The sequence below is a fragment of the Dyadobacter sp. genome (genome assembly GCF_017744695.1).
Taxonomy (GTDB): Bacteria; Bacteroidota; Bacteroidia; order Cytophagales; family Spirosomataceae; genus Dyadobacter.
This window is the reverse complement of the sequence record NZ_JAGIAS010000003.1, coordinates 620,308-645,407: the sequence shown is the minus strand read 5'-3', so window position 1 is coordinate 645,407 and position 25,100 is coordinate 620,308. Positions and strand designations below refer to the sequence as shown.

14 protein-coding genes are annotated in these 25,100 nt (G+C 50.4%); 11 read left to right on the top strand and 3 right to left on the bottom strand.

Translation table 11 applies throughout. The annotated features are described in order from the left end of the window. The first annotated feature begins 41 nt into the window (after positions 1-41). From J7619_RS14745 to J7619_RS14700, 10 genes are all read left to right on the top strand, one after another. On the top strand, positions 42-2,438 hold the full coding sequence (locus J7619_RS14745) for an ABC transporter permease (RefSeq protein ID WP_291199577.1): 2,397 nt from the start codon (positions 42-44) through the stop codon (positions 2,436-2,438). Further along, positions 2,435-4,963, top strand: coding sequence for an ABC transporter permease (locus tag J7619_RS14740; RefSeq protein WP_291199574.1), 2,529 nt, complete (start codon positions 2,435-2,437; stop codon positions 4,961-4,963). Before J7619_RS14745 ends, J7619_RS14740 begins: the two co-directional genes overlap by 4 nt. Beyond that, entirely contained in the window at positions 4,960-6,585 is a 1,626-nt protein-coding gene (locus tag J7619_RS14735) for a serine hydrolase (protein ID WP_291199571.1), read from the top strand. Before J7619_RS14740 ends, J7619_RS14735 begins: the two co-directional genes overlap by 4 nt. A 5-nt stretch (positions 6,586-6,590) precedes the next feature. Further along, complete coding sequence (locus J7619_RS14730; protein ID WP_291199568.1) at positions 6,591-8,996, top strand: ABC transporter permease; 2,406 nt, start codon at positions 6,591-6,593, stop codon at positions 8,994-8,996. An 82-nt stretch (positions 8,997-9,078) separates the two neighbouring features. Next, a complete protein-coding gene (locus J7619_RS14725) occupies positions 9,079-10,350 on the top strand; it encodes an ABC transporter permease (protein ID WP_291199565.1) in 1,272 nt (423 codons plus the stop codon). Positions 10,351-10,460: 110 nt separating this feature from the next. Beyond that, on the top strand, positions 10,461-12,830 hold the full coding sequence (locus J7619_RS14720; protein WP_291199562.1) for an ABC transporter permease: 2,370 nt from the start codon (positions 10,461-10,463) through the stop codon (positions 12,828-12,830). 213 nt (positions 12,831-13,043) lie between these two features. Continuing rightward, complete coding sequence (locus J7619_RS14715) at positions 13,044-14,528, top strand: capsule assembly Wzi family protein (RefSeq protein WP_291199559.1); 1,485 nt, start codon at positions 13,044-13,046, stop codon at positions 14,526-14,528. 166 nt (positions 14,529-14,694) lie between these two features. Beyond that, entirely contained in the window at positions 14,695-17,094 is a 2,400-nt protein-coding gene (locus J7619_RS14710; protein WP_291199556.1) for an ABC transporter permease, read from the top strand. A 114-nt stretch (positions 17,095-17,208) separates the two neighbouring features. Continuing rightward, positions 17,209-17,496, top strand: coding sequence for a hypothetical protein (locus tag J7619_RS14705; RefSeq protein ID WP_291038095.1), 288 nt, complete (start codon positions 17,209-17,211; stop codon positions 17,494-17,496). Positions 17,497-17,610: 114 nt separating this feature from the next. Further along, a complete protein-coding gene (locus J7619_RS14700; RefSeq protein ID WP_291199553.1) occupies positions 17,611-18,819 on the top strand; it encodes a hypothetical protein in 1,209 nt (402 codons plus the stop codon). A gap of 35 nt (positions 18,820-18,854) precedes the next feature. Here J7619_RS14700 and J7619_RS14695 read toward each other — a convergent pair whose 3' ends face one another. The 3 genes from J7619_RS14695 to J7619_RS14685 are packed head-to-tail and all read right to left on the bottom strand — an operon-like array spanning position 18,855 to position 22,036. Further along, on the bottom strand, positions 18,855-19,784 hold the full coding sequence (locus J7619_RS14695; protein ID WP_291199550.1) for a serine hydrolase: 930 nt from the start codon (positions 19,782-19,784) through the stop codon (positions 18,855-18,857). A gap of 6 nt (positions 19,785-19,790) precedes the next feature. Then, a complete protein-coding gene (locus tag J7619_RS14690) occupies positions 19,791-20,675 on the bottom strand; it encodes a carbohydrate-binding family 9-like protein (protein ID WP_291199547.1) in 885 nt (294 codons plus the stop codon). 44 nt (positions 20,676-20,719) lie between these two features. Further along, a complete protein-coding gene (locus tag J7619_RS14685) occupies positions 20,720-22,036 on the bottom strand; it encodes a hypothetical protein (protein WP_291199545.1) in 1,317 nt (438 codons plus the stop codon). Positions 22,037-23,052: 1,016 nt separating this feature from the next. Here J7619_RS14685 and J7619_RS14680 point away from each other — a divergent pair. Beyond that, on the top strand, positions 23,053-25,011 hold the full coding sequence (locus tag J7619_RS14680; protein ID WP_291199543.1) for a T9SS type A sorting domain-containing protein: 1,959 nt from the start codon (positions 23,053-23,055) through the stop codon (positions 25,009-25,011). Positions 25,012-25,100 lie beyond the last annotated feature (89 nt).

Here is a 25,100-nt window from a genome sequence, read left to right as displayed (position 1 = left end):
TATCTCCATTCTCCTTTTTTCCTCATAAATAAGAGACGATCATGTTCAGAAACTATTTAAAAATCGCCTTCCGTAACCTGATTAAAAGTAAGGGCTACTCGGCTATCAATATTGGCGGATTGGCTGTGGGGATGGCCGTGGCTATCCTGATAGGACTTTGGGTATACGACGAGTTTGCGTTCGACCGCTACCACGAAAACTACGACCGCATCGCGAAGGTGATGGAACAGGGTGTTTTCGAAGGGAAGACCTATCATGGCCAATATACCTCGTACCCGCTGGGGCAGTATCTGCAAGAGCACCATATGGACGATTTCGAGTATGTGATCCAGTCTTCGTGGAATGACGAGCACGTGCTGGCATATAAGAATAACAAGTTTACCAAAAACGGCAACTACCTCACTGAGCAAGCTCCGCATATGTTCGCCTTGCACATGTTGCGCGGCACACGCGATGGGCTGAAAGACCGTAATTCGATTATGATCTCGAAGTCGGTCGCCGACGCGTTGTTTGGAAAGGAAAACCCGATGGACAAGATTGTGAAGCTGGACAACCGCCTGGATGTAAAAGTGACTGGGGTTTACGAAGACCTGCCTTATAACACGGAGTTCCGGGACCTTACCTTTATCGCGCCATGGAGCTTGTATTTGAGCACGCAGAATTGGGTAGCAGACGCGCGCAACAAGGAGCAATGGAACAACAACTCATGGCAGTTGCTGGCGCAGGTCCGTAAAAACACCACATTTGAAGCGGTTTCGGCGAAAATCAAGAACATAAAAAAAGACCATACACCGGAAGCCCGGTTTCTTAATCCGCAAATCTATTTGCTGCCGATGTCGAAATGGCACCTGTACGGGACCTGGGACGATAAAGGTCAGCCCGACGCGCGCATCCGCTATGTCTGGCTGTTCGGGCTGATCGGCATATTTGTATTGTTGCTGGCGTCGATCAACTTCATGAACCTTAGCACGGCGCGGTCGGAGAAACGGGCCAAGGAAGTAGGTATCCGTAAGGCGATAGGTTCGCAGCGGGCGCAGCTGATCAACCAGTTTTTCAGTGAATCGTTTCTGGTCGTTTTTGTGGCATTTTGGATGGCTATTTTGCTAGTGATACTTGCGTTGCCTGCGTTCAATGAAATGGCCGATAAACGGATGGAGTTCCCATTTACCAGCGGGTATTTCTGGGCTGCCGGCCTGCTGTTCTGTCTGATTACCGGATTGCTGTCCGGCAGCTATCCGGCATTGTACTTGTCGTCGTTCAAGCCGGTAAAAGTGCTCAAAGGAACATTCAGCGTGGGCCGTTTCGCTGCCATGCCGAGGAAAGTGCTCGTAGTACTTCAATTCACTGTCTCCGTTACGCTGATCATCGGGACGGCCATCGTTTACAAACAAATCCAGTATGCCAAAAACCGGCCCGTCGGATACGACCGCAATGGGCTGATTACCGTCGAAATTAATACCCCTGAATTGTCCAACCAATACAACCGGCTCCGGAGCGCGTTGCTGGAAACCGGGGCGGTGGTGGATATGGCGACCTCTTCTTCTCCATCTACGAGCGTCAACTCCAACAACGGCGGTTTCACATGGCCCGGCAAGGACCCTGGCATGCACGAGAATTTTGGCACAATCGCCGTCACCCACGATTTCGGCAAGACGGTTGGTTGGCAGTTCATCGAAGGCCGCGATTTCTCGCGTCAGTTTTCGACGGATTCGAGCGGTATGGTACTAAACGAGTCGGCATTGAAATACATGGGTTTCAAGAAACCATCCGAAATTATTGGCCAAACGGTCAAATGGGGTGATAACCCTCATATAGTAGTGGGCGTAATCCGCGACATGGTAATGAGTTCGCCGTTTAGTCCGGTACAACCCACATTATTTATGGTTAATTACGGCTGGGCGAATGTGATCAGCGTAAAACTAAAACCCGGGCTGCCATTACGTGAATCGCTCAAAAAAGTGGCCGCCGTATTTCGTGAAGTAAATCCGGGCAGTCCGTTTGACTACAAGTTCACAGACCAGGAATATGCACGGAAATTCGCGGCAGAAGAACGCATTGCTACGCTGGCAACGGTGTTTGCCGCGCTGGCAATCTTTATCAGCTGCCTCGGTTTGTTCGGGCTGGCGTCGTTCACCGCCGAGCAGCGCACGAAAGAAATTGGCGTACGTAAAGTGCTGGGTGCCTCCGTATCCAACCTTTGGGCATTGCTATCCCGGGAGTTTGTGGCGCTGGTTATCATATCTTTCCTGATTTCAACGCCTGTGGCATGGTACTTCCTGAACGGCTGGCTTCAAAAATATGAGTACAGAACTGACATCCCGTGGTGGATCTTCGCGGCAGCTGGTGGCGGTGCTATGCTCGTCACGCTGGCAACGGTAAGTTACCAGGCGATCAGGGCCGCGCTGCTGGATCCCGTTAAATCGTTAAGGTCGGAATGAGGAAAATGGGAGGAAAGGAGGAAAGAGAGGATGGAGGAACGGATCAGCTTTTTTTACCCTTCCCTTCCTCCCTTTTCTCCATCCTCCTTCCTCCCAATAAAAAAACAATGCTAAAAAACTATCTGAAAATCGCCCTTCGCAATCTCTTGACTAACAAGGGCTATACGGCTATTAATGTATTCGGGCTGGGACTGGGGCTGGCGACTTGCCTGCTGATCGTGTTGTACATTTCCGATGAGTTACGTGTTGATAAGCACCATCGGTCAGCCGACCGGCTATTCCGTATTGCGATGGAGAGCCGGAACGAAAAATGGGCGGGAACACCCGGACCGTTGGCGGCCGGCCTCCAATCGGATTTTCCCGAGGTGGAGTCGGTGACGCGCGTACTGAAATTTTCGGGCGTGGACCGCATGCTGCTTGAAAACCGGGATGGCCGACAAACCACACGATTCTATGAAAGCAACGGCTATTATGCCGATTCGACGCTTTTCGATGTATTGACTTACGATTTCAAATACGGGAATGCGCATGGGGCACTTAGCCGGCCTAATACCCTCGTCCTTTCCGAACAGGTGGCCGAAAAGCTGTTCGGGCCCGTCGATCCGGTAGGAAAGGTAATCCGCGTAGGACTGACTTTCGGCGATTTTGACTATACGGTTACCGGCGTTTACCGGAACGACCAAAAGTCGCATATCGATGCCCGCTTCTTTTTATCCATGCAGAATGGCGATATGGGTGGTTGGGTCGTAAGCCAGAACAACTGGGCGATAAACAACATTTTTCAAACTTACGTAAGACTTCGTGACGGTGTCGCCCCCGCAGCATTTGAGTCCAAACTGACGCCGTTCCTGAACCGGCACGGTGCAGCGGACCTGAAAGCGCTGGGTATTTCCAAGGAGTTGTTTATTCAGCCGGTCACGGACATTTACCTGAAATCCAATATCGGGAATGAGGTCGCCCCGAACGGCAGCATGACCTACCTGTATATTTTCGGGTCGATTGCGGTATTCCTGCTGCTCATTGCGTGCATTAATTTCATGAATCTCAGCACCGCGCGCTCCGAAAAGCGGGCGAAGGAAGTGGGCGTTCGGAAAGTAATGGGCGCGGTCAGGAATTCGCTGGTATACCAATTTCTGGGTGAGTCGATGATGCTGGCTGTCATGGGGCTCGCGATCGCGGTGCTGGTAGTGCAGTTACTTTTACCGCATTTCAACAACCTGACGGGCAAGAATCTGGATATGTTTGCCCACCCCGCATTCCTGTACTGGATGGCTGGTATTACCGCGTTTACCGGACTTGCGGCTGGGCTTTACCCAGCCTTCTATCTGTCGTCGTTCAAGCCCGTGAGCGTGCTCAAAGGCAGGTTGGCGAACATCAGTTCGGCGGTGTTGTTGCGAAAAGGATTGGTCGTGTTCCAGTTTACAGTGTCCATTATCCTTATTCTCGGGGCAATCGTGATCGGGCAGCAATTGTCCTTTCTTCAAAATCAAAACCTGGGTTTTAACAAGGAACAGAAACTGGTGATACCATTCAGAAGCGCGAAAGCGGCCGCCAGTTACAATGCATTCAGGGAAGAAGTGCTGCGCATTCCGGGTGTGGAGGCTGCCACCAGCGGGTCGGTGTATCCGGGGATCGAGAATATCGAAGACCTGCTTTTTTATGCGGAAAACAAGACCGTCCATGACGCCGTCGACATTCATTTCGCAACCGTCGGCGACGATTATGTCGAAACACTGGGCCTGAAAATGGCTTCCGGCCGCTCCTTTACCAAAACATTCAGTGGCGATTCCAGCAGCATTATCCTGAATGAAGCGGCCGTCCGGGAACTGGGTTATGACGCGGCTTCTGTTATTGGCAAAAATGTGTTTTTCGAGCTGGCGGGCAAGCGCCGGAGTTTACAGGTGGTGGGTGTGGTGAAAAATTTTAACTTCCGCAGCCTGCATGAGGAAATCAAACCCTATGCGCTTACCACCAGCATTACGGATAAATACCAGTATTTCATTGCGGATGTAAAAACCAAAGACTACGCCCACGTGCTGGCGTCGGTGGGGGAGGCCTGGAAGAAGCTGAACCCTGACATTCCGTTCGCTTATTCATTCCTCGATCAGGATTTTCAGAAAAACTATGAAAAGGAACGCCGAACCGGCAGTATCGTGCTGTATTTCACTTGCATCGCGGTGGTAATCGCCTGTCTGGGCCTGTTCGGGCTGGCGGCATTCTCGGCGGAACGGCGGACGAAGGAAATAGGCGTCAGGAAGGTGCTGGGCGCATCAGTGGGGAGCATTGTGGGCATGCTTTCGGGCGAGTTTCTCTCGCTGGTATGCGTTGCGCTCGTGATCGCTACGCCCGTTGCGTGGCTGGGTATGCGGCAGTGGTTGCAGGAGTTTGCGTACCATGTAGGCATCCGGTGGTGGATTTTTCCGGTAACCGGCCTCCTTACAATACTCGTAGCATTATTGACAGTGGGTTTTCAAAGTGTGAAAGCCGCTTTGATGAATCCGGTGAAATCATTGAGATCGGAATGAAACACTTACTGCTGCTTTTGGCTTTGCTGTATGTTTCTCAAAAATCCCGGGCGCAGGGCAGGGGGAGCTTTGAGCAAGACGTCGAGCGTTATGCACGCATGCTTGACCTGCCTGCTTACGCGCTGGGCGTAGCCGAGGGCGACAGGCTATTGTTTTTCAAAAGCGCAGGTTATGCCGACTCGGCCGGTAAAGTGGCGATCACAAAAGACCATATTTTTGAAATAGCTTCTATTACCAAGTCACTTACCTCCATTGTATTACAACAACTGGAACAGGCGGGGAAACTTTCGCTGAATGACCCGGTGGATAAGTATCCGAACCGCTTTTTTACAAAGGAACGCTGGACTGCGCAGACTACGCTCGCACACCTCGTTAGCCATACTTCGGAAAGCCGCCCGGTAGGATCGGCGTTTGTGTATAATGGAAGCAAGTTCAATATTGTTTTTAATGCTTTTACGGCTGTCAATCCGGTAGATACCACCGAAGAGCTCACCCGCCCGTTCACCATGGAGATTGAAAAGGGTATTTTAAAACCGCTTCAAATGACGCATACGCTGACACGCTTCACGGATCGGGAGCATGGCGATCTCCGGAAATGGGTGGCTGTAAAATATAGCCTGGATGCCGCAACCGGTAAGTATGTACCCAGGCCCGTGAACCCGGCAGGTATGCAAAGCGGGCCCGGTTTCGGAATGATGAGCAGCGTGCAGGACCTGGTGCGCTATTCGGCGGGGATAGGAGAGGGGAAGTTGTTGTCCAATGAACGTTACCGTAAGATCACGGCACCGTTTTATCCCGGTAGCCCGCAGGGAATGGGCTGGTTCACTTATTCCATCGCTGACGTGGACTTGCATTGGTCCTACGGCTACGGCGACAACAGCTCGGCGTTACTGCTGCGCGTGCCGCAACGAAATCTGTCGCTGATATTGCTTTCCCCGGCCAATGCGCATTCCGCGGCTGCACTCCTGGGTTTCGGAAACCCGCTGCTCGCCCCGATTGTGGCCTCGTTTGTACGTAACTATCTTTTGAATGCGACAGAATCCATTGATTTTGAAGTTGATGCGAGCCGGATGGGGGCGCGTTTGAAAAAACAGCGACCGCAGGAAGTAACAGACGTATTCGTGCATGAAGCATTGGGGGCAGCGATGGGCTTATCCTATTCAGGCAAGGCCATTGTGGCGAACGCATCGAAAAGCCTTGAACTACTGAAGATGCTGATCCGGAATTACCCGAGCCATTCGTTATGGCAGGCTACTGCCGCGTTTCAATTTATAGCGGAATCGGAGGACAAGACTGTGCTGGATTTTGGCAAAAAGATGGTTGCCGTTTTTGAAAAAACAAACAAAGTGCATCCGGCGAAATCCTTTTATGCGGGCCTGATCCTGGAAAAGAACGGCGACGTGGAAAAGGCGATGACTTTTTATAATGCATTGGCAACGGGCGACGATTTCAATGAGCAATCCTACAAGTTGGATGCGATGATGAAAGTAGCGAAGTACGAAATGACGCGGAATCCCGCCATAGCCAAAGCCATGCTTGAACGGCTCGTGCGCTATAAGGGATACGTGGACGCGAAGGATAGATTGTACAAGGAAGCTCATGAAATGTTGATAAAGCTGTAAAAGCCATGATCAAGAACTATTTAAAAATCGCATTCCGGACACTTGCGCAAAGCAAGGTCTATTCGGTGATTAATATTACCGGACTGAGTATCGGGCTGGCAGCCGCGATGCTGATCATGCTGTACACTAAGGATGAGGTGAGTTACGACAGCTTTCATGCCAATAATCCGGATATTTACAGGATTACTTTCAAATCGGTAAACCCGGCCGGGGTGCTGGAAAATACGAGTGCCATTACCGGTTATCTGCCCGGACCTAAATTTTCGGCAGGAACGCCGGAGATCGAGGCGTTTACCCGTTACAGGCAGCACCGGAATGATGTGAAGCTCGGTGATCAGGTGGTGAGCCAGGATGTTTACCAGGCCGACCGTGATTTTTTCAGGATATTCTCTTTCCCACTCCTCGGCGGCAACCCGCTTACCGCGCTATCCCAGCCGCGATCCGTCGTTATTTCGGAGGAAATGGCCAAGAAGCATTTTGGCACCGTCAACGCGCTGGGTAAGACCATGCTATTCAAGGATTCGTTTGATGAGCATGCCGCTTTCGAACCTTTCGTAGTGACCGGCGTTGCCGCCAAATGTCCTCAGAATTCGTCGATACAATTCGATTTTTTACAGCTGTTGCCCGTTAATGAGTCGGAAATGCGGGGTGAGGCGTGGTTTAACAGCTCGCTCAACACCTTTGTGAAACTTACTCCCGGGGCAAATATCAAAGCCGTGAACGCGACGATGAACCGCATTTACCAATCCGATGCCCGCGATGCGATGAAATATGTGGCAGAGAAGTATGGCCTTAAAAACAAGCGGTATTATGGGCTGCAGCCATTTACGGCCATTCACCTCGATTCGCAGCTAGGTGCTGAAAATGGTCTTGTGAATGGTAGCAAGCCCTTGTTTTCCTACGTTCTTTCGGGCATTGCATTGTTTATCCTGCTGATCGCATGCATCAATTTCGTGAACCTGACCGTCGCGCGTTCGCTGAAACGTGCCAAGGAAATTGGCGTCCGGAAAGTGGTCGGCGGCGGGCGGCACCAGCTTGCGGCCCAGTTCCTGGGTGAATCCTTCGTGTTGTGCTTTGCGGCATTTGTATTGGCGATCCTGCTGGTGGACTCCGTTTTGCCCACATTTAATCACCTCGCCAATAAGGCCCTGGCACTTTCGTACCTCTTCGACTGGAAGCTAATCGCAGGGTATATTGCATTGTTTGTACTCACTGCCTTGCTCGCTGGCTTCTATCCGGCCGTGGTACTGTCGGGCTACGATCCGGTGAAAACGCTTTACAGCCGATTTAACTTTTCGGGCAGGAATTATCTGCAAAAAGGATTGGTAGTAGTTCAATTCGCGCTTGCCTCATTTCTGATCATTGTCACGCTTACGATGCGTTCGCAATTCAATTTTCTGACCAATATGGAGCTCGGTTATGACGACCGGAACCTGATCAGTATTGAAAAGCAAAACCTGACGCGGCCGGAAGCCCGGTTGCTGACCGACGAATTGTTGAAAAGCCAGTCGATTACAGCCGTGACGCCCAAAAACGGCGGGCAATGGGGGACGATAGCAAAGATCAATGGAGGGACGGAAACGGAGTTTTCATACGAAACAATTGGCTCCAATTACCTGTCAGTGATGAAAATACCTCTGGTGGAGGGGAGAACGTTTTCAGCTGCCCTGGCTTCGGATTCAACGAAGGCTGTACTGGTGAATGAGACATTTGTTAAAAAGGCAGGCTGGAAGAAGCCTTTGGGGCAAGAGGTGGATTTCTGGTATAACCCCGGCGAGAAGTATACCGTGGTGGGCGTGGTGAAAGATTATCATTTCCAGTCGCTGACCACCGATATCAGGTCGCAGCTTTTTACCATGAAACCGGGGAATGCGTTTGGGAAAGTGTTTATCCGCATCAGGCCGGGTATGGAATCGGCCAGCCTCGCACACATTGGAAAGACATTCCGCAAGCTTTTCCCACTGGTTCCTTACACCTATCAGTTTGTGGACGAAGCGAATCTCAAAAGCTACGAGTCAGAAGCCAGGTGGAAGCAGATCATGCTTTTCGGCGCAGTGCTGACGATCTTCATTTCCTGCATCGGGTTGTTTGGCCTCGCCACGCTCGCGGCGGAGCGGCGTACCAAGGAAATCGGTATCCGCAAAGTGCTTGGAGCATCCGTTGCGGGCATTGTGGCATTGTTATCCACGGATTTTGTCCGACTCGTGGCCCTGTCATTCATGCTCTCTTTCCCGGCCGCCTACTATGCCATGCAAAAATGGCTGGAAAACTATCCTTACAAAGTCGAAATAAGTGCCTGGATATTCCTCTCGGCCTCAGGGCTGTCAATATTGATAGCGCTGCTTACAGTGAGCTTTCAGTCCGTGCGGACGGCATTGATGAATCCGGTTAAATCTTTAAGAATGGAATAAGGAGAAAGGGGAGGATGGAGGAAAGGGGTCACGACTCCTTTTCCCTTCCTCCTTCTTCCTTTCTTCCTAAACAAACAAAATAATGCTGAAAAACTATATCAAAATCGCACTTCGAAACCTTGTGAAAAACAAGGGATACGCTTCGATCAATATTCTGGGATTGGCGACGGGAATGGCGATGGCGCTGCTGATCGGCCTTTGGGTACGGTATGAATGGAGCTTCGATAATTTTCATGAGAACCGGGCAAGCATCGCCAGGGTTATGAAAAAGACACGCTTTAATGGGCATAAGGGTACGCAAGATGGCATCATGCTGCCGCTGGCAACGGAGCTGCGCACGAATTTCTCAGAAGTAAAGTATGTTACGCGACTCGATTGGGGCGATAAGCACAGCCTGGTAGCGGGTGACCAAAAATTGAGCAGGCAGGGTCATTATGCCGATCCCGACTTCCTGAAAATGTTCACATTTCCGCTCGTCAAGGGCAATGCGGAGCAGGTTTTGAAAAACCCTTATTCGATTGTTCTTACGGAGTCGCTTGCACATGCGATGTTCGGGGACGCGGAACCGGTCGGGAAGGTGATCCGGGTCGACAACCAGTTTGAAGTAATGGTGACGGGCATATTAAAGGATGTTCCCAGGAATTCGTCGTTGCAGTTCGACTACCTGATGCCTTATGAACTGAATATCGCGACTTCCGACTTTGTGCGGGGATCATTGGATCAGTGGGGTAACAATTTTCTTCAAACCTATGTGCTACTGAACGACGGCATTACGCCGGAGGCATTTTCGGCCCGCATTGCCAATCTGGTGCGAACAAAGATGAAAGATCGGGAAGAAGGCCTGCTTTTTGTGCATCCGATGCCGAAATGGCATTTGTTCGGCGAGTTCAAGGATTGGGTAAATTCGGGCGGCGCGATCGAATACGTGCGGCTCTTTGCGGTGATTGGCATGCTCGTGTTGCTCATTGCCTGCATTAACTTTATGAATCTCAGTACGGCGCGTTCGGAAAAGCGGGCGCGGGAGGTGGGTATTCGGAAGGCGGTCGGTTCGCAACGGCAGCAGCTCATCGCACAGTTCCTCACAGAGTCGATACTCACGGCATTCCTGGGCTTTGTGATCGCGCTACTCATTGTGGAGCTTGCATTGCCTTTTTTGAAAAATGTTGGTTTTGAGAATATTACATTCAGTTTGAACGACATTCCGCTTGCCAAATATAACTACCATATTAATATCAGTCCTTTCGTGTTTCTGGGTGCAGGTCTGGCTGCGGTACTTGTTACGCTCGCCACGATCAGTTTCCAGAGCATTAAGGCGGCATTGATGAATCCAGTGAAGAGTTTGAGGTCGGAATGACCGTTGACCATGGACGATAGACCATGGTCAGCCCAAGATAGAATGGTAACATAGATCAGCGGTCGGCGGTCCATAGTCGGCCATTTATTCGTCAGAAAAATTCAACAAACATGATACACAACTACTTCAAAATCGCATTAAGGAACTTGCTGAAAAGCAAGGGGTATTCCGCCATCAATATCGGCGGGCTTTCGGTGGGAATGGCTGTGGCCGTGCTGATAGGGCTCTGGATCTACGATGAGGTGTCGTTCGACCGCTATCACCGGAATCATGGGCGTATCGGACAAGTGTGGCAGTTTGTACAGTTCGGGCCGGAGAAGTCGTCCTATAACGTGGTACCGCTACCCCTGGCGGCTGATATGCGGGAAAAATATCCCGACTTTGCGGAAGTCAGCAAATCAGTTTACCGCGATATTGTTGTTTCGAATGGAGATAAGATGTTTTCCAAATCGGGGCAATATGTGGAGCCTTCCTTCACGAAAATGATGTCGATCCGGATTGTTGCCGGTAGCGATAACCTGGGGGATGTGAATTCGATCCTGCTTTCCGAATCATTTGCCCGCTCGCTTTTCGGGAATGCCGATCCGGTGAACCGGATTGTAAAGCTCAACAGCAACCGCGATGTGAAGGTGGCGGGGATATTTGAAGAACTTCCCAACAACAGCTCATTCAGGGATACGCAGGTGCTTGCGCCGTGGGACCTTTTTATTGCTACCAATGAATCCGCAAGAGCAGCGGAAAAAAACTGGGACGAAAATTCCTACCAGATATTCGTGCAGCTTCGCGAAGAAGCTGATTTCGCGGCGGTTTCTGCCAAAATCAAAGATTCACGCATGAAAAGAGAGAACCCGCCGGGCTACAAACCCGAGTTTTTTCTGCATCCGATGGATCGCTGGCACCTGTATTCGGATTTCCAGAATGGCGTGAATACCGGCGGATTGGTCACATTCGTGTGGTTGTTCGGGACGATCGGCGTTTTTGTGCTCCTGCTGGCATGTATCAATTTCATGAACCTGAGTACCGCCCGGTCTGAAAAGCGTGCCAAAGAGGTGGGTATCCGCAAAGCGATCGGCTCGGTGCGGGTGCAGCTGGTGAGCCAGTTTTTCAGTGAGTCGGTGCTGGTAGTGATGGTCGCATTTGTGTTGTCACTGGTTTTGGCAGGGCTGACGCTGCCGGCTTTCAATGAAGTAGCGGAGAAGAAAATCACCTTGCCATTGACTGAGCCACTGTTCTGGGTTGCCGGGATTGCCTTTAGTTTGCTCACCGCATTCATTGCCGGAAGTTATCCCGCACTGTATCTGTCTTCTTTCCAACCGCTAAAAGTGTTGAAAGGAACATTTAAAGCAGGTCGGTTTGCCGCATTGCCGCGGAAAGTGCTGGTAGTGATGCAATTCACCGTGTCGGTGACGCTGATCATCGGTACGGTGGTTGTTTTCAGGCAAATACAGCATGCTAAAAACCGTCCGGTTGGCTACGACCGGCAGGGGTTGATCGAAGTGACTATGACAACCCCGGCGCTGCACGGGCATTATGATGCATTGAAAAACGACCTGATGAATACCGGCGTGGTGAGCGGTTATTCGCAATCGTCGGGCTCCATGACGACACAGTCCGGCGGGGTGACCAATTTGAGGTGGCCGGGCAAAGCCCCCGACGCGGTGCCGTTGCTGATGTCGAACCACATTTCGCATGATTATGGTAAAACGGCGGGATGGGAGTTAACCCGGGGCCGGGATTTCTCCCGTGCTTACCCTTCGGATTCAACCGCGATGATTATCAATGAATCAGCATTGAAGCTGATGGGCCTTAAAAAGCCGCTTGAATCGATCCTGAACTGGGGTGGAAAGGAATTCAGGGTGATCGGGGTGGTGAAGGACATGGTACGCGAGTCGCCGTTTAGCCAGAATAGCCCGGCGTTTTTTGTGGTCAATTACAGAAATACGAATGTGATCAATATCAGGCTCTCGGCGTCGGCAGGGGTGAGTGACGCGCTGGAAAAAGTAGGGGCCGTATTTCGCAAATATGACCCGAGCAGCCCATTCACGTATCAGTTTGTCGACGAGCGCTTTTCGAAAAAGTTTGCCGACGAAGAACGAATCGGGAAGCTGGCTTCCTTCTTTACTGTGCTGGCCATATTTATTTCTTGCCTAGGACTTTTTGGACTGGCATCTTTTGTCGCCGAGCAGCGCACGAAAGAAATCGGCATTAGGAAGGTCCTCGGCGCATCCATTGTCAACCTATGGCAGCTACTTTCGACCGATTTCGTTATGCTGGTCATGCTGGCGTGTGTCATTTCGGGACCTATCGCCTGGTATTTCATGAGCGGGTGGTTGCAAAACTACTATTACCGCACCGAGCTGTCCTGGTGGATTTTCGCGGGTACAGGCGTGGGAGCGCTGCTGATCACATTATTGACCGTCAGTTTCCAGGCTATCCGGGCTGCACTGATCAATCCGGTCAGGAGCCTTAGGGCGGAGTAGGGAGGAAGGGAAGAATGGAGGAAGGGTGGATGGAGGATGGGGTGTTGTCTGCTTGGACTAAACTGACATTCTTATTTTCCCTTCCTCCTTTCTTTCTCCCTTCTCCATCCTCAATCCACACGATTAACGTTAAGTTAAAACGCCGCCACCGGTAATAAATATTCTTCCGCGGGTTCCTATCTTGCGGAGGGAAACTTTTATCGAGCGAATCACTTGCGCAGGACCTTTATTTTCAGCGTTGTTGCGGTTTTTGCAATCATTTCGGGGCAGCTTTTTGCTCAGAAAAGCGTGGTTGTGTCCAATCTCGAAGCGGGCGTCGAGGCGGGGGCGTATTTGTCTTCCAATGGCGATACGCCGTTCTGGCTTCGGACCAACCAGTTTGGGGCGGTTCCCGACCGTGCTACGGCAGGTGTGTTGCAGGCGGCCGCACGAAGAAACTATGTTTTTTACGACAGCCTTACCAGCAAACCGCGAAAATTCGATTGGAGTGCCGGCGTGAGCCCGGTAGGAATGTATAACAAAGCAAACAAGTTCGAAGTCGTGCTTCCGGAGGCGCATGCGAGCGTGCGGTTCAAGCGCGTGGAGCTGTGGGTGGGACGCAGGCGTGAGGTCATGGGGCTGGGCGATACCACATTGTCGTCGGGTTTTTATGCGGTATCGGGGAATTCATTGCCGGTGCCCAAAGTACAGATCGGCACCGTGGGCTTTTCGCCGCTGAAATTCACAGGGAACTTTGTGGCAGTGCATGCAGGATTTGCGCATGGGTGGTTTTATACAGACTACATCCAGGGCGTGCGGCTGCACCAGAAATTTCTGTATTTAAGGTTAGGTAAACACAAAAGCAAGTTTTACCTCGGCCTGAATCACAATGTGATGTGGGCGGGACATTCGGATTACCTGAAACTTCACCCCGAACTGGCGGTAAATGGGGAGCTCCCATCGTCGTGGTCCATTTACCCGAACGTGGTGCTGGCATTTACTTCCAAAAACTGGTTTGAGAAAAATGGGTACGGAGCGTTCGACAGCTATCGGGTTGGGAATCATTTGGGCAGCTATGACGTCGCTTTCGAGACGAAACTCGATCGGTACCGGCTTTTTGTATACCACCAACATCCCTTCGAGGACGTTTCGAGTATGCTTTTCAAGAACATTCCCGACGGGCTGTATGGCGTTAACCTGAAACTGCTGCCGGGCCCGGAAAATGATGTGGCGCTTACACATCTGACATTGGAATTCCTTACTACCAAAGACCAGTCAGGTTCCGAATTTTACATTCCAGGAAGCAAATACCAGGGAGCCGACAATTACTTCAACCATACACAATACTCGGAAGGATGGTCGTACCGGGGCCGGACTGTGGGTACGCCGTTTATTATACCCGGCAAGGATATGGACCAGTCGAAACTCGGGAATTACAGGTATTTTCCCAACAACCGCGTGAATGTGTATTACCTGGGAGCGCAGGGGAGGCTGGGCCGCTCGCTGGCGCTTACGCTGAGGCTCTCTTACAGCAAAAATTTCGGAACGCCGGGCGCCGACTTCGACCCGCCAAGAGGGCAATTCTCATCGCTATTGGGAGCACAGTATGCGGTTCGGGGCTTGAAAAACGCCAGCATTATCGCACGGGTGGCCACGGACCATGGCGATGTTCTTACCAGAAGGACGGGCGGGTATATCGGTGTTCGTAAGAGCTGGTAAGGGCTTCTGTAAAGTATTTTTCCGCATTGTCCATCGGTGAACAAGATTGTCCGAATTCGGACAGTGTTTGTCTGTTTTTGAGGGTTAATATATTGAATATTAGGTTGTTGTTTGAGCTGGCATAAATTTGTTGCCGGGTGTTTTTAACCCTATTCAGAACAACAGCATGCTCAAAAACTACCTCAAAATCGCCCTCCGGAACATCTGGAAGAACAAGGTTTTTTCGGCTATCAATATCGTGGGCCTGGCCGTAAGTATGGCTGCGTGCATTGTCATCATGCTGTTCGTTTTCTACGAGCGCAGCTTCGACAGGATGCATTCCAAAAACATCTACCGGCTCGACGAGGTACAGAAGTTCGAGGGAATGGTAGCGCCCCAAAAAGTGGCGCTTTCGATGTTCCCGATGGGTCCCACACTACAAGAAGAGTTTCCGGAAATCCGGCAGTTTGTCAGGATAAATACAGCAGGGAAGCTGGCGATGCATTACCACGATCAGAGGATCGAACTTTCACAGGTTTATCTGACCGATTCCAATTTCTTTCAACTCTTCGATTATCCGCTTGCAGAAGGTGAGAGGGCCCGGGTTTTGAAAGAACCAAACAGTGTTGTGCTGACACGGAAGAGCGCGAAAAATATCTTTGGTAGCGCCGACCCGATAGGGAAGTATATTAACCATTATGGCGAGGACACGCTCACGCTGAAAGTAACGGGTATCATGGACGACGCCCCTGCGAATTCGCATTTGCAGTTCGACGCGCTCGTTTCCTTCAACACCATTGCCAAGCCCGATTTTATGAAAAACTGGGGCGGAAACTGGCTTGTGACTTACCTGGAAATCGCGCCCGGGACCGATATTGCCAAAACGGAAAAGAAATTCCCGGCTTTTCTCAAAAAACACATGAAGGAGGGCGGCTGGAAGTTCTATGAGCTGTTTTTGCAGCCGCTGGCCGACGTTCACGCGCAATCGGTGGATATTACCCATGATTATGTCAATTACCAGAAGTTCGACAAGCGGTACACCTATGTTTTCTCGATTATAGCGGCTATTGTGCTCATTATTGCGTGCGTGAACTTCATGAACCTGTCGACTGCACGTTCGACGGGCCGGGCGAAGGAGGTCGGGATCCGCAAATCGATCGGTGCGCAGCGCTTTCAGCTGGCGGGACAGTTTATAGGCGAATCGGTGTTGCTGGCGTTGTTTGCCTTGATACTCGCGGTGGGTGTCGTCAAACTGGTCATGCCCGCTGTGGCCAATTTCAGCCAGCGTAAGCTTGAATTTTCACTATTTCAAAGTCCTGGGCTACTCATGGCGATTTTATCCGGGACGGTACTTGTGGGACTGTTTTCAGGATTATACCCGGCCGCATTTCTGTCGGCTTTCGAGCCGGTGAAGGTTTTGAAAGGTACGATCCGTGCCGGGAAAAGCAGTTTCCGGAATGCGTTGGTAATCGCGCAATTTACAAGTGCGGTGTTTCTGATAATCGCTACCGGTTTTGCGGTCAAGCAGCTGCGGTATATGGTGAACAAAGATCCCGGTTTCAACAGGGAGCAGGTGGTGATTGTGCCTTTGAACTCGAAATCGGATCGGAAATATGATGCATTGAAGCAGGAGTTGCTGACCAGTTCGTTCATCGAGGCGGTTACCGGTTCGCAGCAACGCCTCGGCAACAATCTGCACCAGACGGGCGTGGCGTTCCAGGGCACGCACGCGAGGCGGGAGCTTACTTCGTCACAGGTGGTTGTAGATCCCGACTACTTGTCTTTGTACAAAATCAAACTGATAGCAGGCCGCAATTTCACCAACAGTGCAGGAGATAATGCCAAAACATACATTATCAACAAATCGCTGGCTAAGGAGCTGTTGAAAGACGAGCCGACGCTGACAATGGAAACGCTGATCGGCAAGCGGTTTGGTTTCTCCGGAATGGACTCGCTGTCGACGATCATCGGGGTATCGGAAGATTTTAACTTTAACTCCCTGCACCACAAAATTGAAACGCTTTGCATGTTCAACCAGAAGGACTGGTCGTATTCCGAAATGTCGGTGCGCATTAAGGGCAAGAATGCGCAGCAGGCGATCGCAACCATTCAATCCACCTGGAACAAGCTTGTCCCGGACCAGCCTTTCAGCTATTCATTCCTGGACGAGCATTTCAACGAAATGTACCGCGCCGACAGCCAGGTGAGCGAGATCGTGGGTATCCTGGCAGGGCTGGCGATTTTTATATCGTGCCTCGGCCTGTTCGGGCTGGCATCCTATTCGGCGGAAAGACGGATTAAGGAAATCGGGGTCAGAAAAGTAATGGGTGCCTCGGTAGCGGGCATCGTAGCATTGCTGTCGCGCGATTTTCTCAAACTTGTGCTCGTTGCGATCCTCATCGCAACGCCCATCGCCTGGTGGGCCGTACGAAGCTGGCTGAACGACTTTGCCTACCGGATCGATATCGAATGGTGGATGTTCCTCGTTGCCGGGGCGCTGGCGGTGCTGGTAGCGCTGTTCACGATCAGTTTCCAGAGTATCAAGGCTGCGCTGACGAACCCCGTTAAAAGCCTACGGGCGGAGTAATAGGAGGAAAGGGAGTAGGGAGGAAGGGGACGATGTCTTGTTGATTTCCTTTCTTCCCTTTCCTCCATCCTCCTTCCTCCCAATTTTTAAAATGAATTTTAACCAGATAATCCCATGAGCCACATTGCAATCCCTATCCCGCCGCTTCAAGGTAAGCAGGAGATCAAAGTTGAGGTAACGATCAACGGAATCAAGCAGAACCTGTTTTATAGGGTCGAGCTGTTTTACTGGGAAGATTGTACCAATCCGGTTGCGCACCGTGCCGATTGTATTAGCGAAATGCTGGCGCATCACGACCCGGAATGGACGGTCTATTATATCGGCGCACCTAACGACGAGTTTGTGCCCATCACATTCGTGAAGAAAGAAAGCAGGAGCTTGTTGCGCGAGGCGATAGCCTGATAGGAAGCCTCAGGGACTGTTTTAATTCTTTTTTAATCTTTATATGCAACATTGTTGCATTTGTGGTTTGGTTAAAACTACATTTGCATCATTGTTGCATGTTAAGATTTTTTTATGAAAAAGCATTTATTCAAAGTAGTATTATCGATGGCGTTCGGCGCGTTGCTCGTGGCTTGCGACGACAAGGAGAAAGACGATGTAACACCGGTGGAGGAGACCGAATACAAGTTCATCCGGGTAATGGTGAATGATGAAATTTCGAAAGAGCTTTCGCTGGTGGATCCGGTGAAACTTACGGCGGAGAAGTTCGAAGTTCAATACGCCAAATCGACATTGTATGGCACGCAAGGCGGGCGTTTTGGGGCGATTTTGAGTGGGGCCAACAATTTTGTACAACTTTTTGACACGGGTTTTGAAGGTCACGGAGACCATGTAGATGTAAAAGGCACTCCTAAGTTCGGTGTATTGACGGGTGATGGTAACAAGCCTACCCATTTCAAAAGCAAGGGGGATGAGATCATCACTTTCAACGACGGCGACGGCACTCTGAGCATTGCCAAAGAGGCCGATTTTCACACCGCCGGCAAGAAAATGACGCATATCAATGCCGGGAACGTGGCGCACCATGGTGCGATGACGAAATTCGATAACGGTACCTACGCGATTACGGAAAAAGACGGTTCGGTGGCCGGAACTTTACCTGAGCGTGTAAAGATCATCGATGCTTCGGGTAAAACGCTCTTCGCTTCAACCATTCAAACCAAGGGTATTCACGGAAATGCGACCAATGGAAGCGTTTCGCTATTCGGGTCCGCAAGTGGTATACTGGCTGTGGAGCCTACCGGCAATCAGCAGCTTATCCCGCATCCAGCCGACTTTGGCGAGGCATGGTTTGGGTCGATTCTGGAAGCAAAAGGTGCGGGCAAGTTTCTGGGTTATACCGCTTCAAAAGGTGTGTACATGATCGATGTAGCCTCAAAATCGGTGACGCCGGTTTTCGCAAATACCGACATCATGCAGGCAAAGGTCGATTATGCGGGGAACCATGTAGTGGCATTGCTGCATAGCGGCGAACTTCGGGTCTATGATCTGAAAACCAATACATTGAAAATAAGCGGAACTGTGACCGGGCCTACCGCCAAAGACGAAACACAGAAACCGCAGCTGGAAGCGACCTCCCGCTACATTTACATCACTCAACCCAGGAGCGGCGAATTGCTTGTGGTAAATGCAGCAGATTTGTCCAAAATCAATAAGGTGAAAGTCTCCGCTACGCCCTACCGGCTGGCTATCCTTGGCTTCGAATCGAGCGAGGGACACTAAGTAAAATCCCGGCAAGCTTAACTTGCCGGGATCTTTCAGAACCAGAATTTTTCGGAACCTTCTACCGGCTTCCATTTGCTTTTGGGTTCAAAATGTTTCCAGATGATGGCCGACACCCGGCGGATCAACGCATAACCTTCGTTGTCCTTCTGCCATCGCTGATCTGCCTGATTTTTGGTTGCAATGCAAAAAACATAGTCGCCGTGCGGCGCATGCACTATCAGTACCTCTGATTTCGCCTGGTCCACCGCCCCGCTTTTGGCCGCTATTTTTACATCCGACGGTAGCTGGGAAATGGCCTCGCCGTCCCAGAATTGCATTCCGAGATACCTGTACATTCGGTCGCTCGCCGCAGGGCTGACAGCCTTGCCGTTCCGGATCATTGCTACCAGTTCCGCCATTTCGCGCGGCGTAGTGACACCCCAGCCGTAACGTGCCTGAAACTCCTTCCGTCCGGGTGTGCGCGAGTTGACGCGCGTATTCGCAAACCCGTTTCCATCCAGCCATTGGTTGATCGCCGCACCGCCGCCCGCCATCGCCTGCAACCATAAGCTGCCGGTATTGTCGCTTTGAGAGATCATCAGATGGACTACTTTCGGCAATGCGATCCTCGTACTGTCGCGGAAAGAACCGACGATGCCGTTATCGTATTTCAGCGAATCGCGGTAAACCAGTTCCCGGTTGAACTGGATTTCCCCTTTTTCGATTTTATCGAAAATGCCGCACATGATCGGCACTTTCACCATGCTGGCGGTAGGGTAGAGCGAATCGGCATTGACAGCGGCAATGCGGTTGGTTTTGAGGTTACGCACATACACGCCCACCTGCCCGTGAAAGCCCGCGAGCGCGGCTTCGAGTTCGGTTGTCAGCTTTTTGTCGACAACCGTCTTGCCGGTTGCCCGGGGTTGTGCGAATAATGTCCCGGTCAACAGCGCGAGAAAAAGAAAAATAGCCGGTTTGGTCATGCTATATCAGTTTTGAGCGGTGGTTACTCCTTTGGTTTTATCAACTTTTTCTCCGGCGAAAACCAGTTTTCCCCAGTATTCGGGATAATGCATATTAATAATGCCTTGCGGTGACCATACCCAATTGTATTCGGGAATGATCTTTCCGGTTTCCGCATTGCGTTTACGCTTGTATCGGCCATCCTCGCCGATCTCGTGCTGCCAGTTCACGCGCGAGAAGTTGATCCGCCATTCGGCACCGTCGGCAGGGATTACCGGTTTTACATTTTCAGTAGACAATGATTCGAAAGGAATAGCGATTTCCAGAATCCACCGCTTGTCCTTATCCCTGGGATTGTTGACGGTGCCATTCACCGACACTGCCGATTTCAGGCCCTTAATATCCCATTTAAGTTGTGCCTTGCCGCCTTTGCGGTAGGATTTGGGCAGGAAGAGATCGAATGTGTTATTGATGGCGTTAATTTCGAGCTCGTAGTAGTTGTCGGTATCGCCATCCGGGTCGATAAATACCTCGAAGTCGTTTTCCAGGTACACAATCTGGTCTTTTTTGTCCTGATATGCCCAGATATGTTCCTCCTCGATTTGGGCGGCAATGTAAAGGTACTGGTCGTCCCAAAGCATCTTTACACGCGTTTCTTGCAGCGGCAACGGCTTTTTATTCCCTTCAATATCTACAAATGAGGAAGTCCAGGCGGCTTTCTTCCACGATTGCTCGTTTATGCGGCCGTCGATGACGATGTTCTTTTCAGCGCGGTAGCAAGTGTAAATTTTGGGAGAGGGCGGTGTTTGCGCTTCTGCGCCGGCGGTGATTACGGAGGCCAGCATCAGTGCGATACCGGCTTGGAAAATGTCAGGGCTGTTCTTTTTAGTGAGTAAATTAAAATTTTTCAAGATGGGTAAAGGGAGTAGTTAAAAGAAGTTCAATATAATGCATTTTACTTCTTTAAAAGGTCTCCTGCCCTGTTTTCATTGCTCAGGAGCGTTTCAAAAAGCTTCCATCGTTTGTCGGGAGCGTCGGTCGTACCTCCTTGTGCCTCGATGTACTTCCGGATAATGTCCTGCCCGTAATTGTAGTTGATCACGTAGCTCCGGTATTTGCGGATGAACCGCAGATAATCCGATGCTCCTTTTTCGGGGAGCAGGCAGTAATCGGTAAGCCAGCGTTTGCCCTCCTGTTCGCTCATGCCGCGGTCGAGCAGGCCACGGGCGACTTCGTTGCGGGCGTAGTTTAAAGCAGAGCGTACCGCCAGTGCCTCGAAGTACACATTGGCCATAGCGGTATCGAGCCCGGCGAGCGGGATCAGCACATTCTTGCAGAATTCCCGCTGTTCATTCCCCGGGAATGCCATGGAAATGCCGTAGTTGGCACTTCCCTCCGCAATCAGCGACTGCGGGCTGAACAACGGATAGAGCGATATTTCGGTCCAGCCTTTGTCGCGGTAGAGGTTCTTTTCCAACAATGCATTGTACACATGATGCCCGGGATAACCCTCATGGCAAGCCAGGTCGATAGCCCGCTCGATATAAATCGGCTGACTCACATTAATCTGGATCAAGCTTTTGTAATTGCCCTTGTACCAGTTGTAGCCCGACCACGGTTTGTCGTGCACATATTCAAGTTTGAAATCCTCTCCCGCAGGTAACGCGTAATGCGCCAGCGTGCGCCTGCGCGCCTCCGCAATGGCGACCCGGAAAACGGTATCGATCTTCTCCCGGGGGATCAGGAAACGATTGGAGAGCTTCTGGTAGCGTTCCGGAATCGGTCCTTGCCCCGGCAACAGCCGGTCGAGCTTTGTAATAAGGTCCTGAAAATGCTGCTCGTCATAAACCGGCGCCACAGCATCGAACAGTTCTTTGGATTCGGTGTCGAAGGGCACAAAAGTGCCCGAGAACTGCTGTATGCGTCGTTCAAATGCCGTGAGCTGGGCAGTTAACCAGGCAGCGCGGCGCGTTAGCGTGTCTTGTTCGGTGCCGGATGCCAAAGCGGCCAAGACTTTCTTCAGGGCTGCTGTTTTTTGCAGGAACGCATCTTTCGGGAACTGAGAGGTGTCTGTTTTAGCCGGTCGCAACGAGTCAGGGCCATAATAAGCATCTACAAAATCGCCATCGTACTGGCCTACAGACAGTCCGAGCCTGACGTATTCCCTGGCAATGCTGTCGAGGCTGTTGTGATGGGTACTGGTATTTTCGCGCTTACCGCAGGAGGCAGCCAGTACTGCGAGCGTCATTATGGCAAGGTATCTTTTGAACATGTCAGCAATCGGTTGAGGACTTGTGGGGCCAAATCGTGCTTAAAATACACAGTTATCCGTAAATCTGCAGTGATAAGGCCAATAGGAAGGTCTCAGCGTTCATAATAGCCTATTGCGGCAGGTTTTGAGCTTAAAATGCAACAAAAAATAGCCTGGAATCCTATTTTGCTTTTGATTCTCCTTGTCAAAATAACTCGAGAGGCATTTGGCCCTGCCGGTATTTCCCTCATTGTTTGTTCTGTCAGACGCGCGATCGGGCAATATTTTCTATTGTTTCGGGGGTGTTCAGTCTAAGTTTATTTGGATATTGCTGTCTGTAAATCCGAATAGAATGTAGCTAAACTGCTGTAATACAGTCATAAAATGGCTGCATTTTGTTCGTAGTCAATAGAAATCTTGTAGAAGCCAGGGTTTTAGCAAAAAAAAGTTTTGTCGAAATTCTTCAGTGAAAACTCACGGTTATCCACATAACGGGCCATTTTCCATGAATGCCGTTAGTTAGCCAAAATAGGTATTTCGTCGTCAAAAACGACCCATTCTCCATTTCGAAGTGTAGAAGTTTTACTTGCGGGGCCGTCACCATTGCGACTATGCGAGATTTGGAGGCGGACAAATATGGTATTGGTATGGCCGGTTGAAAACCCTGGCGGCCGGTGAAGTGGCGAAATTTTCTTCTGTTTTTAAGTAACCGGCGTGTATGCCCAGCACACGCCCAGCTCAGGGGGTATATTGAAAAAGTGCTATTATTAATTTTAAAGTGATATGTAACCAGTTTGTGATACTATTAGAATGTTTTTACCTAAAAATGGCCTTGAAATGCAAATAAATAGATATTTTTTTGTAGAAATATTTACAAAATATAATATAGAAATAATTGAAAAATTGACATAAACATAATTTCCTCACACTTGTCATATAAAAAAAGTGCTATTTTGAGAGAATCTAATCTTTACCTTTGTGACGTACATTTTGTTGACAAAGCCGGTGCGGCTAATCAATTACAAATCAAATACGTTATGAAAAATTTTACGTTTCTCTTTACCCTTTTACTATTGAGCCTGGGCTTCGCCTTCCAGGCCAATGCCACGACCAGCTGTGGTTGTGACAACAACGTTCTGACCAACGCCAGCTTTGAAAACGGTACAACCGGCTGGTCGAAATCCAGTGGTACCAACTTCGGTACAGACGGCGCATATAAGATGTGCGGCAGCTACAATGGTTTGATCACCGGTGCCGGATCTGTCTGGCAGGACGTTAACAACGTTGCCGCCGGAAGCACGGTTAATCTGAGCGTATATGGTGGTACGCACGATAACAGCAAGACGCACGAGTTCAAACTGATTTTCTTTGCATCAAATGGAAGCCAGATCGGTGATGCAGTTGTGAAGCCCATGAACTACGAAGTGGGCAGCGGAAATCAGCTTTACCTTTACACGATGTCGGCAACGGCACCTGCGAATACTGCAAAAGTCCGTTTCCTGCTGTATTCAAGCGGTAACTATTTCAAAGTGGACGCGGCATGTATGAAGATCACTCCTCCTGCGACCCCGGTTGACTGTGACTGCGTGAACTCCAACCAATATATTAAAAATGCAAGTTTCGAAAACGGAACTGCGGACTGGTCGAAATCGGGCGGTACAAATTTCGGTACCGACGGCTCTTATAAAATGTGTGGGAACTACAATGGTTTGATCACCGGTGCCGGATCTATCTGGCAGGATATTAATGTAGTAGCGGGAGCGAAAGTGGATGTGACTGCTTACGGGGGTACACACAATACAGGTGCGACACATCAGTTCAAGCTTACTTTCTACGACGGTGCCGGAAACAAGATCAACTCGGGAGAAGCGGTTGTGGACATGAACTACCAGGTGGTTGACAGCAAACTGAAACAATTCTCCATCTCTGCAACTGCTCCCGCGGGCGCTGTGAAAGTGCGTTTCCTGCTATATTCGTCAGGTGATTATTTCAAAGTAGATGCGATTTGCACGAACATTACGCAGCCGGTTACCTGCCAGGAATGTAACGGCAACACATTGCAAAATCCGAGCTTCGAAAACGGTACGAACAACTGGAACGTGACAGGTACATTGACCGTTGAGCCCACTTATGCAGTGTGCGGTGTAAACGGTGCAAAATTGAGCGGAGCTGGTAAGTTCTGGCAGGATGTAGAATTGCAGACGACAACGGGAAATCAGGTTTTGCTGAATATCTACGCAGCATACAGCACTTCCAGCAGCCAGAAAATCCAGTTGGTATACCTCAACGAAGCGCAGGTAGAGCTCGGCCAGGTAACGCAGGATGTAACGAAAGCACTCAACAGTGGAACCTGGGGCCTCGAAAAGTATACGCTGGGCGGAACGATTCCGTCGGGTAGCAAATTTGTACGCGTGTTGCTTTCGTCCAACGGAAACGATTTGCTGGTAGACAATGCGTGTCTTACTTTCTCAGGTCCTCCGTTGCCGGTAACATTGTCCGCATTCTCTGCGAAAAAAGAAGGCTCGGTTGCGCAGCTGACCTGGGCTACTACTTCTGAAACCAACTCGGCTTACTTCGAAGTACAGCACAGCCAGGATGGTAAGAGCTGGACAGCACTCGCGCAAGTTGACGCAAAAGGAGAAAGCAAGGAACTCGAAACATACACCTATACCCACACTAATCCATTTGCCGTGAACCTCTACCGGTTGAAAATGGTGGACCTGGATGAAACGTTCGCTTACAGCGCCATCAAGAGCCTGAACTTCGACGGCCAGGAGCAGCTGAATGTTTATCCGAACCCTACCGTGGACCGCATTAAAGTGAGCAGCAACCAGCAGATCACGAATGTGAAAGTTTACGCTCAGACAGGTGCATTGGTGCTGAACGCCACACCGGATTCGGCCAACGAAGTAGACCTTACGAAACTGTCGCAGGGGACCTACTACGTGAAAGTTAACAATGGTCCGCTGATGCGCAAAATCCTGGTGGTAAGGTAAGCTTTCGAGCCAGGGATTGGTATTCTTGAAAGCCCTTCGTCCGCAGTTTCCGGACGAAGGGCTTTTGTTTACATATTAGTTTTAACTTT